Genomic DNA, 14,861 nt, shown 5'->3' on the forward strand with positions numbered 1-14,861 from the left:
CCGGCCAATGTCCGCACAAAAAATCACCCTCGAGTTCAATGACAAAGTCGTCCGCCAGTTCCTGCTTGCGACCCTGATCTGGGGCATCGTGGGCATGCTGGTGGGCGTCCTCGTCGCCTCCCAACTCAACTTCTGGCAGCTCAATTTCAAATCCGAGCTGCTGACCTTCGGTCGACTTCGACCACTGCACACCAACGCGGTGATTTTCGCGTTTGTGGGCAACATGATGTTCGCGGGCGTCTACTACTCGACGCAGCGACTCGTGAAGGCCCGGCTCGCGAGTGATTTTCTGTCCGCGCTCCATTTCTGGGGCTGGCAGGCCATCATCGTCGCCGCCGCGATCACGCTCCCGCTCGGTCTCACCCGCGGCAAGGAGTACGCCGAGCTCATCTGGCCGATCAACATCGCGGTCGCGCTCATCTGGGTGGTCTTCGGCGTCAATTTCTTCTGGACCCTCGCCCGTCGCCGTGAGCCCAGCCTCTACGTCGCCATCTGGTTCTACATCGCGACGATCGTGACGGTCGCGATGCTCTACATCGTCAACCATCTCTCGCTCCCGACGAGCTTCACGCACAGCTACCCGCTCTTCGGCGGAGTCCAGGACGGCCTCGTGCAATGGTGGTACGGGCACAACGCCGTGGCGTTCTTCCTCACCACGCCGATCCTCGGCATCATGTACTACTTCGTGCCGAAGGCGGCCGAACGTCCGGTGTACTCGTACAAGCTGTCCGTCGTTCACTTCTGGTCGCTGGTCTTCGTCTACATCTGGGCCGGCCCGCATCACCTGCTGAACACCTCGCTGCCGGAATGGCTGCAGACACTCGGCATGACGTTCTCGCTGATGCTCTGGGCTCCCTCCTGGGGCGGCATGCTCAACGGCCTGCTCACCCTCCGCGGCGCCTGGCACAAGCTGCGCACGGATCCCGTGCTCAAGTTCTTCGCCGCCGCCGTGACCTTCTACGGCATGGCGACCTTCGAAGGCCCGCTCCTTTCCATCAAGTCGGTCAACGCCCTCGGCCACTACACGGACTGGATTATCGGTCACGTCCACGCCGGTGCCCTCGGCTGGAACGGCTTCATGGCCGCCGGCATGATCTACTGGCTGCTCCCGCGCCTCTGGAACAAGCCCCTCTACTCCGTCTCGCTCGCCAATCTCCATTTCTGGATCGGCACCGTCGGCATCCTGCTCTACGTCGCCGCCATGTGGGTGAGCGGCATCACCCAGGGCCTCATGCTCAATGCCACGACCGACAACGGCACGGTGCTGGCGTATCCGAACTTCCTCGACACGCTGAACTCCATCCGGCCGCTGATGCTGATGCGCGTCATCGGCGGCGGCCTCTACCTCACGGGCTTCCTCGTTCTAGCCTATAACTTCTGGAAGACGGTCAGCGGCGCGCAGCCGGTCAACGGCACCGTCGAGGTCTTCGCGGACGACGAGGCCCACGCCCCGGCCGAACGCCGTCTCGGGCTGCTGGCCATGATCTTCAACCCGCCCGTGCTGTTCACCGTTCTCGCGGTCGGTTTCTCCTGCGCCTGGATGTTCGGCCGCGACGCCCTCAGCATCGCCGGACTCGTCGGCACCGTGCTCTGCGTGATCCTGGCCTACGCCCACTGGCAGTCCCGCGGCCACGCCTGGGGCGTCTGGTACGACAAGCTCCTGGTCAACTCGCTGCCTTTCACGCTGCTCACCTTCCTTGCCGTCGTGGCAGGCGGTCTCATCCAAATCATCCCGACCGTCATCACGACCCAGGCGGCCAATATCGAGGACCACCGGCAGATCCCGTACTCACCGCTGGCCCTGACCGGACGCGACATCTACGTCCGCGAGGGCTGCTACACCTGCCATTCGCAGATGATCCGCACGCTGGTGCCGGATGTCCTGCGCTACGGCGAGTACTCCCGTCTCGGCGAGTCCATCTACGATCATCCGTATCAGTGGGGCTCCAAGCGCAACGGTCCCGATCTCGCCCGCGTCGGCGGCAAGTATCCGAATGTCTGGCACCTTCGCCACATGGAGGATCCGCGTTCGATCTCGGTTGGATCCAACATGCCGGCCTACCCGACGATGCTGACCCGCGACGCGAACGTCGGTGCCCTGCCCGCGAAGCTCAAGGTGCAGCGCACGCTCGGAGTGCCGTATCCCAACTGGACGCCTGAACAGATCGCGGAGCGGGTCAACGACGAGGCCGCGGCCATCGCCAAGGACCTGAAGGCGGCGGGCGCCCTGGTGGCGCCCGAAAAGGAGATCATCGCCCTGATCGCCTATCTGCAATCGCTCGGTCGCTTCGAGACCCCCGCCCGTCCGGCCACGCCGGCCAGCCAGTAAGTCCTCCACCGTTTTCAGCCTTCACCCTTCAACACCTCGACTCGTGTTTAAACAACTCGTCTTCGAACAATCCGCCGCGCTCTTCACGCTCGCGGCCTTCATCACCGCCTCGACCATCTACGTGGCCTTCTTCTGGCGGGCGCTCCGCATGAAGCGCCCCCAGTTGGAACACTTCGAGAACCTGCCCTTCGACACGGCCACTCCCGCTGCCCGCCATGACGCCGAGTAATCCCAATCCTCACGAAGATCCCATCCGGCCGCATTCCTACGACGGCATCACGGAATACGACAAGCGCCTGCCGAACTGGTGGCTGTACACGCTGTACATCACCATCGTGTTCTGGGTCGGCTACTGGTCGTATTACGAGTGGCTGCGCCAGGGACCGAGCAACGTCCAGACACTCAACGGCGAAATGGCGAAGATTGAAGCCGAACGCCTCAGCTCCTCCAAGACCGACGATCCGAGCCTCTGGAAAATGAGCCAGAACCCGACCTTCGTCGAGGCGGGCAAGGCCGTCTACACGGCCAACTGCCTCGCCTGCCATCTGGCGAGCCTCCGCGGCAAGGGCGAGAGCCCCGTCGCCATCGGTCCTGACCTTACGGATACGGCTTGGATTCACGGCGGCAAACCCACGGAAATCCACGACCTGATCACGAAGGGCGTCCTGACCAAGGGCATGCCGACGTGGGGACCGGTGCTCGGCGCCAAGAAAATCAGCGAGGTCACCGCGTACATTCTCAGCAAACACAAGGAGGGCGAACCGATCCTGATCGAAGCCGCCGCCCCACCCGCCAAATGACCCGCGAGCGCGTCCGCCCCAACGCGCTCGTGCTGCTGGTCCCAGACCGTCGCACCGATGCCCACACCCACCCACGAGTTTCCCAACCGCGACTCAGTCACGACCATTCGCGAAGACGGCTCGAAGCCGTTTCTGCACCCCGCCGATGTCCGGGGCCGGTTTGCCACGGCGCGGCGCTGGTCCGCCTACGCCCTCATCGCGTTTTATCTCTCGCTGCCTTGGATCCAGGTTAACGGCTATCCCGCTGTCTTCCTCGATATCGCGGACCGGCGGTTTCATCTCTTCGGCATCACCCTGGCGTTTCAGGATCTCTGGCTGCTGTTTTTCGTCATCACGGGTCTCGGATTCTCGCTATTTTTCATCACCGCCCTGCTCGGCCGCGTCTGGTGCGGCTGGGCCTGTCCGCACACGGTGTTCCTCGATCACGTCTTCCGGCGGATCGAGCGGATGATCGAGGGCGATGCCGTCCAGCGCCGCGCGCTGGAGCAGGCGCCGCTGACGGCGTCAAAATTCTTCAAGCGCATCCTGAAGCATGCGCTGTACGTGCTGGCCTCGGCCATCATCACCCATCTGCTGCTGGCCTACTTCGTCTCGCTGCCCGAGGTGTGGTCGATGATTCACGCCGCGCCCGGCCAACACTGGAGCGCCTTCGCGTTCATGTTCATCGCCACCGCGGTGCTCTACTTCAACTTCGCCTGGTTTCGCGAACAGCTCTGCATCGTCATCTGCCCGTACGGCCGGATTCAATCCGCGCTCGTCGATGACCACTCCCTCGTCGTCGGCTACGACGTCAAGCGCGGCGAGCCGCGCGGACGGCCCGTGCGGGGCGCGGCGGCGTCACCGGAAATTGCGGCGAAGACGGGCGACTGCATCGACTGCACCCGCTGCGTGCAGGTCTGCCCCACCGGCATCGACATCCGCCAGGGACTGCAGATGGAGTGCGTCGGCTGCACGGCCTGCATCGACGCCTGCGACGACGTGATGACCAAGCTGCACCGCCCGCGCGGGCTCATCCGTTACGACTCGCAGAAGGCCTTCTCGCAGCAGCGCACCCGCTGGATTCGTCCGCGTACCGTGGTCTATTTCTTTCTGCTGATGGTCGGCGCGAGTGTCGCCACCTGGGCGCTCTCCACCGTCAAGCCCGCCAACTTCGGCGTCACCCGCATGACCGGCTCGCCGTACATCCTCGACGACGCCTCGGTCCGAAACCAGTTCCTCGTGCGCATCGTGAACAAGCGGAACAGTCCCGCGACGTTCAGCCTGAAGATCGATGATGCACCCGCCGGACTCGAGCGCATCGGGTTTGCCACCGACGTCGTCATCGGACCGCTCGAGGAGCTCGTTCAACCCCTCGTGCTGCAACAACCACGCGGCGCATACACGGGGCCGTTCCACTTTGAGGTGCGCATCCTCGGTGACGGCGGAAAATTCAAACTCGAGCGCAAGGTCGAGTTCCTGGGCCCGGAAGCACGGCTGTTGCGCGCCGACGAGGAGGAGAAACGTGCAAAAAAGTAATTCCACCGACCGGCCGCAGACAGAACCGCTGAGCGCCGCCGCCGAGCCCGCGCCCCGTTCCCGCCTCTGGCTCTGGTTCGTGGCCCTCTTTGTCGTCCAGCTGGGCGTGTGGACCGCGTGGATCATCATCGCGTCCAATCATCGGGTCGCCGAGGTGCCGCTGGTGCACCGCAGCGCGCGCTGACATGGAACTCGCCGCGATCAACTCCCCCGGCGCCGCCTTCATCGCCGGCCTGATCACCAGCCTGCATTGCGCGGGCATGTGCGGGCCGCTCGCGTGTTCGCTCATGCCGGTGCGCGGCGATCGCTCCGACGCCCAGACCGTCAGCACCGTCTACCACGTGTCCCGGCTGGCCGGATACGCCGTGCTCGGCGGCGCGGCCGGCGCCATCGGCCGCGCGCCGCTGCTTTTCCTGTCCGAGTCCTGGCTGCGCTGGCTGCCGTGGCTGCTGGTTTTTTTCTTCGTCGCCCTCGCGCTGCGCCTGGACCGATACCTGCCCAAGGTCGCCGCGCTCGGCCGCTTCACGTGGAAACTGCAGGGTTGGATGCAGGGCCGTTCCCGCGTGCAGGCCGCCGCCGCCGTCGGCCTGGCCACCCCGCTGCTCCCCTGCGGCCCGCTCTACTTCATCGTTTCGCTCGCGCTGCTGTCGGGATCAACGCTGCGCGGCGTCGAGGTGATGCTGGCCTTCGGCCTCGGCACCGTGCCGCTGCTCTGGCTGGCGCAAACGCAGTTCCACTGGGTCCGCCGGAAACTCTCCCCCCTCTGGCTTGGGCGCGTTCGTATCACCCTCGCCCTTACCACGGCCGCGATGATCAGCTGGCGGCTGCGCGCCACGCTGGGTTTCCCGGGGCCCGATCCGCTTTCGCTCGTCTGCTTCTAACATGAGCACCGCCGTCCTCGCCGCTCCCGCGCCGTCCAAGCCACGCCGCCCGCTCTGCCGGCATTGCGGCGCGCCGCTCGTCGATGCCCGCATGGTGGAAACCGGCTTTTGCTGCTCCGGCTGCACGTACGTCTACCGGCTCGTGCATGAACACGGGCTCGCGGGGTATTACCGGATCAAGGACGACATCACGACGCCGGCCGACGCCGCCGTCTTCCAACCGCGGGACTACTCCTGGCTGGAGGCCGCGCAACGCGAAGCCGAGGCCACCACCGACCGCGTGCCCACGCTCGCACTCGACGTACAGGGCATTTCCTGCGCCGGCTGCGTGTGGCTGATCGAACGCGTCTACCTGCAGCAGCCCGGCGCCCGCGACGTGATCGTCAACGCCCAGTACGGCACGATGCAGCTGCGCTGGTCGCGCGGCGAATTTTCCGCGGCGGACTTCGCGCGCAAACTCCAGGCGTTCGGCTATCTCGCCGGCCCCGCGGGCGTCACGACCGCCGAGCCGGAGAGCCGCGGGCTCGTCAAACGCATCGGCCTCTGTGCGGCGTTCGCGATGAACGTCATGCTGTTTGCCCTCCCGGTGTACTTCGGGATGGAGAGCACATTCGAATGGGCCGGACTCTTCGGCATCCTCAGTGCGGCGTTCGGCACGCTGAGCCTCCTGGTCGGTGGCACCTACTTCCTTTCCCGCGCCGTCCGCGCGCTGCGCGAGGGCGCGATGCACATCGATCTGCCGATCAGCATCGGCATCGTCGGCGCCTATGTCGGTTCCCTCTACGGCTGGCTCGCGGGTCACGAGCAGTTCGTCTATTTCGATTTCGTCTCGGCCTTCATTCTCCTGATGCTCACCGGCCGCTGGGCGCAGGTCGCCGCGGTCGAACGCAACCGGCGCCGGCTGTTGAGCCAGCAACCGAAGCCGCAGCAGGTGCGGCTGGCCTCCGGTTCGACCGTGCCGCCCGAACAACTGCGCACGCACGATGCGATGATCGTCAGCAGCGGCCAGACGGTGCCGGTGGAGTCTCGACTCACGGGCGGCGACGCCACGTTCTCCCTCGCCTCCATCAACGGTGAAGCCGAGCCGCGCGTGTTCCATCCCGGCCAGCGGGTGCCGTCGGGCGCGATGAACGTGACGCGCGGCGAGGTCAGTCTGACCGCGCTCCAGCCCTGGTCCGACTCGCTGCTCGCCCAACTCCTCGCGCCCGCCGAACGCGCCGGGGAACGCCACGCGCTGCTCGAGCGCATCGTGCGCGGCTATCTCATCGGGATCATCGTCGTGGCCGTGGGCGCCGGCATCGCGTGGTGGCTCAGCTCTCACGACGCGCTGCGCACGTGGTCGGTCGTCACGGCCGTGCTCGTCGTCTCATGCCCGTGCGCCATTGGCCTCGCCTTCCCGCTGGCCGACGAGATCGCCACGGTCGCGCTGCGCCGGCGCGGCGTTTTCGTCCGCAACTCCGATCTCTGGCCCAAGCTCTCCCGCGTCCGCCGGCTGGCCTTCGACAAAACCGGCACGCTCACGCTGGAGACGCCCGTGCTGCGCAATCCCGAGGCCCTGCGCGCGCTGGACGCCTCCGCCCGTTCCGTCCTGCTTTCGCTGGTACGCGACAATCCTCACCCGGTCAGCCAGTGCCTGCTCGAGCAACTGCTCGCCTCCGGCACCGTCGAGCCGTGCGGGGGCGAGGTCAGCGAGACCGTCGGCTTCGGCGTCGAGCTGGGCGCCTGGTCGCTCGGTCGTTCGGGCTGGCGCGACGGCGGTGCCCAGAGTCCGGATACGGTGCTCGCCCGCGATGGCGAGGTGGTCGCCCGGTTTCATTTTGTCGACACGGCCCGGCCGGATGCGGCGGCCGAGATCAAGGCGCTGGGGGCCCGCGGCTTCGTGACATCGATCCTGAGCGGTGATCGCCAGGAAAAGGTCTCCACCCTCGCCGCCGAACTCGGCCTCCCGCCGGACCAGGCCGTCGGCGGAATGACGCCGGACGCGAAGGCCAGCTGGCTCGACGCGCACGGCGCCACCGAAACCCTCATGCTCGGCGACGGCGCGAATGACAGCCTCGCCTTCGACCGCGCGCTCTGCCGGGGCACGCCGGTGGTGCATCGGGGCGTGCTCGAGCGCAAAGCGGATTTCTATTATCTCGGTCGTGGCATCCGCGGACTCCGTGCTCTGTTCGAAGTCGATGCGATCCGCCGCCGCACGCACTGGATCATCCTCGTATTCTCGGTCGCCTACAACCTGCTCGCCGTCGGTCTGGCCGTCGCCGGTCGGATGAACCCGCTGGTCGCCGCCGCGTTGATGCCGATCAATTCCCTCCTCACACTCGCGCTCGTCGTCTTCGGGATGCGCCGGGCGTCGAAGGCGGAGTAGCACGTGGTGAGTTGAGGGTTGAGAGTTGAGGGTTGAGAGCGGCCGATGGATTTTCCTCATCCCAAAATGCTGCGATCGAGTTCCTGATCGATCTCTCAACTCTAAACTCTCAGCCCTCAACTCCTATCCAGCCCCCTCACGCCGATCCCGCCGCGCCTTCGCCCGAGACACCCGTGATGATCCGCGCGCCGCGCTTGTAGGTGAAATAGGCATACGTCCACTGCATCAGGACCGAGAAGCGATTGCGGAACCCGATCAGGAACAAAAGGTGAATGGCCAGCCACGCGAACCAAGCGGGAAACCCGGTGAGCTGCATCCCGCCGATTTGCGCCACCGCCGCCGACCGGCCAATCGTCGCCATCGTGCCCTTGTCGCGATAGACAAACGCCGGCCGGGAGGCGGCGGGCCGGGCCCCGTGACGGAGCTCGCGTTCCACTGTCTTCGCGGCGTGCAGACCCATTTGCATCGCGCCCTGCGCCACGCCCGGAACGGTGACGCCATTCGGATCAACCAGTGAAACGATGTCGCCGAGGGCAAACACTTCGGGATGCCCGGGCAGACTGAGATCCGGCAGCACCTTGATGCGTCCGCCGCGATCGACCTCGAGCCCGAGTTTCTTCGCGAGCGGCACGGCCGCCACGCCCGCGGCCCAGATGATGTTGTCCGCCCGGATCAATTCTCCGGCGACCACCACTTCGCCCTCGCGGATGGACTCGACCCGCACGCCGGTCCGCACCTCGACGCCCAGCTTTTCGAGTTGCGCGCGCGCGCTGATCGAAAGCGCCTCGGGAAAATTGGCGAGGACGCGTGCGTTGCCCTCGACGAGCCGCACGCGAACCTTGCTGGGATCGATGCGATCGAAGTCCCGATGCAGGACGGTGCGGGTGAGCTCGGCCAGCGCGCCGGCGACTTCGACACCCGTCGGGCCGCCGCCGATGATCACGATGTTCATCGCCGCTTCGCGCTTGATCGGATCGGGCTCGGTCTCCGCCCGCTCGAGCGAGCACAGAATCAAACGTCGAATGCGCAGCGCGTCGTCGAGCGATTTCAATCCAGGCGCGAACTGCTCCCATTCCGGATGGCCGAAGTAACTCGTGACGCCTCCCGCCGCGAGCACGAGATAGTCATACGTCAGTTCGCCGCGCGCGTGCGTCACACGTTTCGCCGCGAGGTCGATGGCGCTCACCTCGCTCATGATGACGTCCAGATTGGGCCGCGCGCCGAAGAGCGCGCGCACCGGCTGCGCGATGTCGACCGCGGAGAGTCCGGCGGTCGCGACCTGATAGAGCAGCGGCTGGAAGAGGTGATGATTCTGCCGATCGATCACGGTGATGCGGGCCAGCCCCTGCGGAAAACTCCGCAGAAACGTCATGCCACCAAACCCGGCACCGACGACCACGATGTGCGGCAGGTTGCTGGCTGGGTCGTGAGTCATACGGGTCGAACGTGGAAGTTCAGACCCCCGTTCGCAACGTCCGGCCCGGGAAATTTGCTGTTCTTCTCCCGTCCATAGCGGCTTGCTGGGAGTCGGTCTGCACCGCAGGCCGCGTCGCTCCATCATGAACAGTCCAACCAACATCCAGATCGTCGGCGAGGAGGTAGCGATTGCCTGGGACGACGGCGCGGAAACGTACTATACGTTCCAGAAGCTCCGTGCCGCCTCGCCCAGCGCCTCGAACCTCGGCGAACGTGATATCCTCGGCAACCGCTACGGCGGCGACGGGCCGAAGGTATTTCCCGGCGTCACGGTACTTGGGTGGGAACGCGTGGGGAACTATGCCCTGCGGTTCGATTTCAGCGACGGTCACCGCACCGGCCTCTACAGTTTCGACTATTTGCGGGCGCTCGCTGCCAGCTAGAGTGGTGGTTCTCGCGCGCCAATTCCCGCGGACAGGAGCAGGATGCTCCCGCTACCTTCTGCATCGGCACAGTAGCGGGAGCTTCCAGCTCCCCAGCACAGTAGAGGGATCTTCTAGCTCCCCGCTTTCGTCGCCCCAGCCGGACAATCCCAACTGAACGGGCCGGGAAGCCTTGCTGCTGTAGTCGCCCTTGAAGCCTGCATGGCTTGCCGTTTCCCCGACGGACCTTCAACGTTTGCGTTTTCAACCGTCAGCCGCCTCGATTCTCGATCCGCCCACGGCTCGCATCCGGCGGTGGGTCCGCGCACTTCGTCACTCTTCCATGAGCACCAGCACCTACGTTTTCCCCGCCCGTACCAGTCACGCCGACATTGAACTCGGCTCGACGCTGCAACCCAAGTTCGGCGCCGACGGATTGATTCCCTGCATCACGACGGATCACGTCACGAACGAAGTGCTGATGTTTGCGTTCATGAACGCCGAGGCGCTCGCGCACACGATCAAGACGCGCAAGGCGACCTACTGGAGCCGTTCGCGCAACAAGCTCTGGATCAAGGGCGAGGAGTCCGGCAACGCCCAGCTCGTGAAGGAACTCCGCGTCGACTGCGATCAGGACGTCGTGCTGCTCAAGGTAGAAAACGTCGGCGGCGCGTCGTGTCACAACGGCTACCCCTCGTGTTTCTACCGCAAGCTGGCCGACAGTGCCGATGCCGCGAATCCTTCGACCCTCACGCTCGAGCTGACGGCCCGCCGCGTGTTCGATCCCGCGACCGTGTACAAAAAGAAAGCGTAGCCCGGCCCTGTCGCCGGCGCGCTCGCGACCACGCGAGCGCGGTTAACGCGACCCCGGGGCGAGGCCGCGCTCGCTGGCCTGGGCAAATGCGAGGAAGCGCTTGAACTCCGCGCTCTCCGCCTGTGGATGCGCCGCGAGTTTTTCCAGGGCCTGCGTGCGATTCAGGCCGTCGCGATACAGGATGCGATGGATCTGTTTCACACGGTCGATCTGCTCGGGCGTGAAGCCATTGCGCTCGAGTCCAATCCGGTTGATCGCGCGGATCTCGGCCGGCGTGCCGTCGGCGATGAAATACGGCGGCAGATCGTGCACGAGCTTGGCCGTGGCCGAGAGCATCGCATACGCGCCCAGCCGGCAGAATTGATGAATGCCGCCGTAGCCGCCGATCACCACGTGATCCTCGACGACGACGTGCCCGGCGATCATCGCGCCGTTGCTCATGATGATGTGGCTGCCGATCACGCAATCGTGCGCGACGTGGCAGGCGCCGAGCATCACGTTGTCCGAACCCACCCGCGTGAAATCGCCGTCGTTGGTCGCGGCATGAATCGAGACGTATTCGCGGAACACGTTGCGATCGCCGATCTGCAAGCCCGGATTGCCGCCCTTGAACTTCAGATCCTGGGTCTTGCCGCCGATGCAGGCATAAGGAAACACCTCGCAGCGTTCGCCGACGATCGTGTTGCCCTCGACTGACGCGTGATGGTGGAGCCGCGTGCCGGCACCCAGCTGCACGGCACCGCCGACAAACGCATACGCGCCGACCTCGACGTCAGCGCCCAGCTGCGCGCCCGGCTCGATGATGGCCGTGGGATGAATCCGTGCGCCCATCGGATCAGCCGTCGACTTCGCTGTTGTCGACGATGGCAAACATCAGCTCCGCCGACGACACGACCGCGCCATCCACCGTGCAGCTGCACGTCGCCTGCGCCAGTTTGTTGCCCCGCGATTTCGTGAGTTTCGCGTTGATGATGAGCTGATCGCCCGGCCGGACCGGCTTGCGATACTTCACCTTGTCCGAACTCATGAGGAGAGCGGTGCGGCCTTCGCTCGACCCGCGCCGCAGCATGAGCACGCCGGCGGCCTGCGCCATGCACTCGAGCTGCAGCACGCCGGGCATCACCGGGTTTCCCGGGTAGTGGCCTTGGAAATACGGCTCGTTGATCGTGACATTCTTGATCGCGACGAGTTCGTCCTCACCGATGAACTCGAGCACGCGGTCAATCATCAGGAACGGATAGCGATGCGGCAGCGTGTCGATGATGCGCCGGATATCGAGCGAGGTCTCGTTCGGCATGACCTTCGACGGACGCTCCTTTTTCTTCGGCGCCTTCTTCCGCTCGAGCAATCGCGCGTACAGCGCCTTGGTCAGCTCGGCATTGATCGCGTGGCCGGGCCGCGTGGCGACGATGTGCGCCTTCAACGGCATGCCCAGCAGCGTCACGTCACCGATGATATCGAGAATCTTGTGCCGGACGAACTCGTCTTTGAACCGCAGCGGTTCCTTCGAGAGAATCTTGTCGCCGCGGATCACCACGGCGCAGTCGAGCGAACCGCCCTTGATCTTGCCGAGTTTGATCAACTCCTCGATGTCCTCGTAGATCGTGAAGGTCCGCGCCGCCGCGACCTGCGTCATGTAGACATCAGGATCGATCGTCAGCGAAAGATGCTGGGTGTGAATGCCCCGATCGTCCGACGACGTGCAGGAGATTTTAAGCTGATCGGACGGCAGGGCGATGACCGAGGAGTTGCCGCGCGTGACCGAGATCGGCGCGTCCAGCTCGAAGTATTCGCGATCGTTCTCCTGTTCGACCGGCTCGCCCTCGAGAATCATGTTCACGTACGGCCGCGCGGAGCCATCCATGATGGGCGGCTCGGAGGCGTCCATTTCGATCACGACGTTGTCGATGCCGCAGCCATGCAGGGCGCTCAGCACATGCTCGACCGTGTGGATCTTGGCGTGCCCCGACTGAATCGTGGTGGCGCGCACCAGGTCGGTCACGAGATCGACGCGCGGACGGATCTCCGGTGCGCCACTCAGATCGATGCGTTTGAACACGATGCCCGTGTCGACCGCGGCGGGTTTGATCGTGAGCGTGACGAGCTCGCCCGTGTGGAGCGCATTGCCCTTGATCGAGACTTCCCGCGCGAGCGTCCGTTGTTTCATGCAGTGTTGTCCAGTTTCGGGAGCCGCTGGCACGGAGCGCAAGCGCGGATGTGGCGGCTGACGCGCATCCGCCCCCCGGCTTGACACTCCTGAGGGCACTTCCTCACTGTCGACCTTTTCGACCCGCAATCCCGTCAGCCCGTAACGACCTTTCGTCATGCCCGCAGCCAACGATATCCGCAGAGGCCAAGTCATTAAATTCAACGGCGAGCCGCACCTCGTCATGGAAACCCAGCACCGGACGCCCGGTAATCTGCGGGCCTTCGTGCAGATCAAGATGCGGAATCTCCGCTACGGTAAGGCGCTCGACCAGCGCTTTGCCTCGACAGACACGATTGAAGTGATGCCGACGGACCGCAAGACGCTCGAGTTCAGCTACGCCGATCGCGACGCCTTCGCGTTCATCGATCCCGAGTCCTTCGAACAAATCGAGCTCACCGCCACTCAGCTCGGCGACGTGAAGAACTATCTCGCCCCGGGCGGCAAGGTCGACGTCCTCTTCGTCGATGAGCGTCCGCTCTCGGTCGATCTTCCGTCCACCGTCGCCCTCAAGATTATCGAGTCCGCCGATGGCGTGAAGGGCGACACCGCCAGCAACGTGCAGAAGCCGGCCAAGATGGAAACCGGTCTGATCGTCCAGGTCCCGCTCTTCATCAAGGAAGGCGAAGTGATCAAGGTCAGCACGATCGACGGGTCGTATCTCGGACGCGTCTGAGCTGACTTCAGCTCCCTCCCCTTCAGCCCGCGCTTTATCGGCGCGGGCTTTTTTTTGTTTCGGCGGCGAGGACGCGAAACCCCGCCGGCTGCGACGTTTCGAACCAAGCCCGGTGCGGGCGGGACGCCCGCGCTCCCGGCGAATCAACCCACGGTGCCGCTCATCACCTTCATGATCTCCACGCGCGCCGACGACGGCAGGGCGTTGAGTTTTTCGAGGAAGACATCGCCGGCGAGCAGCGTAAGCTGTTTTTCCTCGGCCAGCTTGAGGGCCGCGGCGCTGAACTTGCCCGTGGTCACCACGTGACCGCGGCGGATATCGTCCTTCGCCAGCACGGCGAGGAGCGCGTGCAGGGGTTTGGGGTCGATCGGACCAAATGTCGGAACGACGCACTGCACGTAAGCGAACGGCCGGGGCTCGCCCTTCCAGGAAATCTTCACGTGCACGGCGGCTTCCTGACCGGCGTCCGTGCGGTTCGCGACCACGCCGGTCTTGCTGTAATACGCGGCGACGAGTTCCTCAAATCGCTTCCACTCGAGCTTCTCCAGTTTCTCCGCCGTAAAGATCGAGGTGTCGCCCTTCGGAACAGCCGCGATCACCGGCGTCGAGGGCATCGGCGTGCTGGCGACGGACGTTGCGGCGAGTTCAAACTCCCGCTGCCGGAACCGCCAGATCAGCAGGCCGGCACCCGCGCCCAGCACCACCAGCACGAGCAAAATAAACTTGCCCGAAAACAGGCCGGGGGGGGCCTCCGCAGCGGCGGCTTCATCCAGACGACGGCGGGCCGCCTTCTTTTCCCGCTCGGCAGCGGCGGCGAACGCCTTCGCCCGGGCGTCGTCGGGTGCAGGCGTGCGCGGATCGGCCTTCACGCTTGGCGTCGGTCCGCCAACGGGTGCAGGTGTCGGCGCGGACGAAACCGGATTGTCCACCAACGGGCGCGGGGCCGTTGCAACGGGCCTGTTTACCGGTGTCGTTTCGACCCGCGGCGCAGGTGCGCTGGTCGATGCCGGGGAATCCTTCCCTGACGGAGGGCGGACGAGTTTGATTTCAACCTTGGGATCGGGCGGCAGCGGCACCACCGGAGCTTGTACCACCGGGGCCGGACCGGGTGTGGTGGAGGGAGGAGCCGGCCGGGCGGGGACCAAATCCTGGGGCGGAGCCACCGGTCCGGCGGGACCCGGAGCGGGGCCGGGAGCGGCAACGGGAGCGGTGGCGGCAGGCGGAGGCGCAACCGGGGTTTCGACCGGAGCCGAACGGCGGGGCACCTCGGCGGCCACCTGCTCGACTTCGATGACGACGTCGTTGCGCAGCACGTACTTCTCGCGCGCGTAGTAGAAAATGACGCGATCGCCGGCGGCGATCTGGCTCTTCGGCTCGCCCAGTCGCGTGAGGAGCTGTTCACGCATCGTACCCAAGTGCGGTGATGCAGGTTCCGCG

13 protein-coding genes are annotated in these 14,861 nt (G+C 65.3%); 9 read left to right on the forward strand and 4 right to left on the reverse strand.

Translation table 11 applies throughout. From position 1 onward, the window contains the following. Positions 1-7: 7 nt before the first annotated feature. The 6 genes from ccoN (at position 8) to ACLJEU_RS20900 (ending at position 7,890) form a co-directional block, all read left to right on the forward strand. A complete protein-coding gene (ccoN, locus tag ACLJEU_RS20875) occupies positions 8-2,329 on the forward strand; it encodes a cytochrome-c oxidase, cbb3-type subunit I (protein ID WP_414663294.1) in 2,322 nt (773 codons plus the stop codon). Between the two features lie 43 nt (positions 2,330-2,372). Beyond that, positions 2,373-2,558 carry a hypothetical protein gene (locus ACLJEU_RS20880; RefSeq protein WP_414663295.1) on the forward strand — a complete coding sequence of 62 codons (186 nt, stop codon included), beginning with the start codon at positions 2,373-2,375 and terminating at the stop codon, positions 2,556-2,558. Beyond that, complete coding sequence (locus tag ACLJEU_RS20885) at positions 2,545-3,129, forward strand: cbb3-type cytochrome c oxidase N-terminal domain-containing protein (protein ID WP_414663296.1); 585 nt, start codon at positions 2,545-2,547, stop codon at positions 3,127-3,129. Before ACLJEU_RS20880 ends, ACLJEU_RS20885 begins: the two co-directional genes overlap by 14 nt. Before the next feature lie 57 nt (positions 3,130-3,186). Continuing rightward, positions 3,187-4,644, forward strand: a complete 1,458-nt coding sequence (gene ccoG / locus ACLJEU_RS20890; RefSeq protein ID WP_414663297.1) for a cytochrome c oxidase accessory protein CcoG — start codon at positions 3,187-3,189, stop codon at positions 4,642-4,644. Between the two features lie 185 nt (positions 4,645-4,829). After that, positions 4,830-5,525, forward strand: a complete 696-nt coding sequence (locus ACLJEU_RS20895) for a sulfite exporter TauE/SafE family protein (RefSeq protein ID WP_414663299.1) — start codon at positions 4,830-4,832, stop codon at positions 5,523-5,525. Position 5,526: 1 nt separating this feature from the next. Continuing rightward, the gene (locus ACLJEU_RS20900) at positions 5,527-7,890 is read left to right on the forward strand and encodes a heavy metal translocating P-type ATPase (RefSeq protein WP_414663300.1); all 2,364 of its coding nucleotides are present in this window, start codon (positions 5,527-5,529) and stop codon (positions 7,888-7,890) included. A 136-nt stretch (positions 7,891-8,026) separates the two neighbouring features. Here the strand turns inward: ACLJEU_RS20900 and ACLJEU_RS20905 are convergent, their stop codons facing one another. Beyond that, entirely contained in the window at positions 8,027-9,325 is a 1,299-nt protein-coding gene (locus tag ACLJEU_RS20905) for an NAD(P)/FAD-dependent oxidoreductase (RefSeq protein WP_414663301.1), read from the reverse strand. A 124-nt stretch (positions 9,326-9,449) separates the two neighbouring features. Here ACLJEU_RS20905 and ACLJEU_RS20910 point away from each other — a divergent pair, with 124 nt between their 5' ends. Together ACLJEU_RS20910 and hisI are read left to right on the forward strand one after the other, a co-directional pair. Then, positions 9,450-9,749, forward strand: a complete 300-nt coding sequence (locus tag ACLJEU_RS20910) for a DUF971 domain-containing protein (RefSeq protein ID WP_414663302.1) — start codon at positions 9,450-9,452, stop codon at positions 9,747-9,749. A 322-nt stretch (positions 9,750-10,071) separates the two neighbouring features. Next, complete coding sequence (hisI, locus tag ACLJEU_RS20915) at positions 10,072-10,542, forward strand: phosphoribosyl-AMP cyclohydrolase (protein ID WP_414663303.1); 471 nt, start codon at positions 10,072-10,074, stop codon at positions 10,540-10,542. Positions 10,543-10,584: 42 nt separating this feature from the next. Here hisI and lpxA read toward each other — a convergent pair whose 3' ends face one another. Both lpxA and ACLJEU_RS20925 read right to left on the reverse strand, forming a co-directional pair. Beyond that, positions 10,585-11,373 (reverse strand): acyl-ACP--UDP-N-acetylglucosamine O-acyltransferase, encoded by a 789-nt coding sequence (gene lpxA, locus ACLJEU_RS20920; RefSeq protein ID WP_414663304.1) that lies wholly within the window; start codon positions 11,371-11,373, stop codon positions 10,585-10,587. 4 nt (positions 11,374-11,377) lie between these two features. Further along, positions 11,378-12,709 (reverse strand): bifunctional UDP-3-O-[3-hydroxymyristoyl] N-acetylglucosamine deacetylase/3-hydroxyacyl-ACP dehydratase, encoded by a 1,332-nt coding sequence (locus ACLJEU_RS20925; protein WP_414663305.1) that lies wholly within the window; start codon positions 12,707-12,709, stop codon positions 11,378-11,380. Between the two features lie 157 nt (positions 12,710-12,866). On the opposite strand from ACLJEU_RS20925, the gene efp reads away from it, so the two are divergent. Next, on the forward strand, positions 12,867-13,424 hold the full coding sequence (gene efp, locus ACLJEU_RS20930) for an elongation factor P (RefSeq protein WP_414663306.1): 558 nt from the start codon (positions 12,867-12,869) through the stop codon (positions 13,422-13,424). A 143-nt stretch (positions 13,425-13,567) separates the two neighbouring features. Here efp and ACLJEU_RS20935 read toward each other — a convergent pair whose 3' ends face one another. After that, the gene (locus ACLJEU_RS20935; protein ID WP_414663307.1) at positions 13,568-14,830 is read right to left on the reverse strand and encodes a restriction endonuclease; all 1,263 of its coding nucleotides are present in this window, start codon (positions 14,828-14,830) and stop codon (positions 13,568-13,570) included. Between the last annotated feature and the right edge of the window lie 31 nt (positions 14,831-14,861).

Source organism: Terrisphaera buseokensis (assembly GCF_047521145.2).
In the GTDB taxonomy this organism is placed as follows: domain Bacteria; phylum Verrucomicrobiota; class Verrucomicrobiia; order Opitutales; family Opitutaceae; genus ER46.

What these genes read in the sequence shown, in the direction of transcription:
- ccoN (WP_414663294.1), top strand. Translation starts at nt 8, where the DNA reads ATGTCCGCACAAAAAATCACCCTCGAGTTCAATGACAAAGTCGTCCGC.
- ACLJEU_RS20885 (WP_414663296.1), top strand. Translation starts at nt 2,545, where the DNA reads ATGACGCCGAGTAATCCCAATCCTCACGAAGATCCCATCCGGCCGCAT.
- ccoG (WP_414663297.1), top strand. Translation starts at nt 3,187, where the DNA reads ATGCCCACACCCACCCACGAGTTTCCCAACCGCGACTCAGTCACGACC.
- ACLJEU_RS20895 (WP_414663299.1), top strand. Translation starts at nt 4,830, where the DNA reads ATGGAACTCGCCGCGATCAACTCCCCCGGCGCCGCCTTCATCGCCGGC.
- ACLJEU_RS20900 (WP_414663300.1), top strand. Translation starts at nt 5,527, where the DNA reads ATGAGCACCGCCGTCCTCGCCGCTCCCGCGCCGTCCAAGCCACGCCGC.
- ACLJEU_RS20905 (WP_414663301.1), bottom strand. Translation starts at nt 9,325, where the DNA reads ATGACTCACGACCCAGCCAGCAACCTGCCGCACATCGTGGTCGTCGGT.
- ACLJEU_RS20910 (WP_414663302.1), top strand. Translation starts at nt 9,450, where the DNA reads ATGAACAGTCCAACCAACATCCAGATCGTCGGCGAGGAGGTAGCGATT.
- hisI (WP_414663303.1), top strand. Translation starts at nt 10,072, where the DNA reads ATGAGCACCAGCACCTACGTTTTCCCCGCCCGTACCAGTCACGCCGAC.
- lpxA (WP_414663304.1), bottom strand. Translation starts at nt 11,373, where the DNA reads ATGGGCGCACGGATTCATCCCACGGCCATCATCGAGCCGGGCGCGCAG.
- ACLJEU_RS20925 (WP_414663305.1), bottom strand. Translation starts at nt 12,709, where the DNA reads ATGAAACAACGGACGCTCGCGCGGGAAGTCTCGATCAAGGGCAATGCG.
- efp (WP_414663306.1), top strand. Translation starts at nt 12,867, where the DNA reads ATGCCCGCAGCCAACGATATCCGCAGAGGCCAAGTCATTAAATTCAAC.
- ACLJEU_RS20935 (WP_414663307.1), bottom strand. Translation starts at nt 14,830, where the DNA reads ATGCGTGAACAGCTCCTCACGCGACTGGGCGAGCCGAAGAGCCAGATC.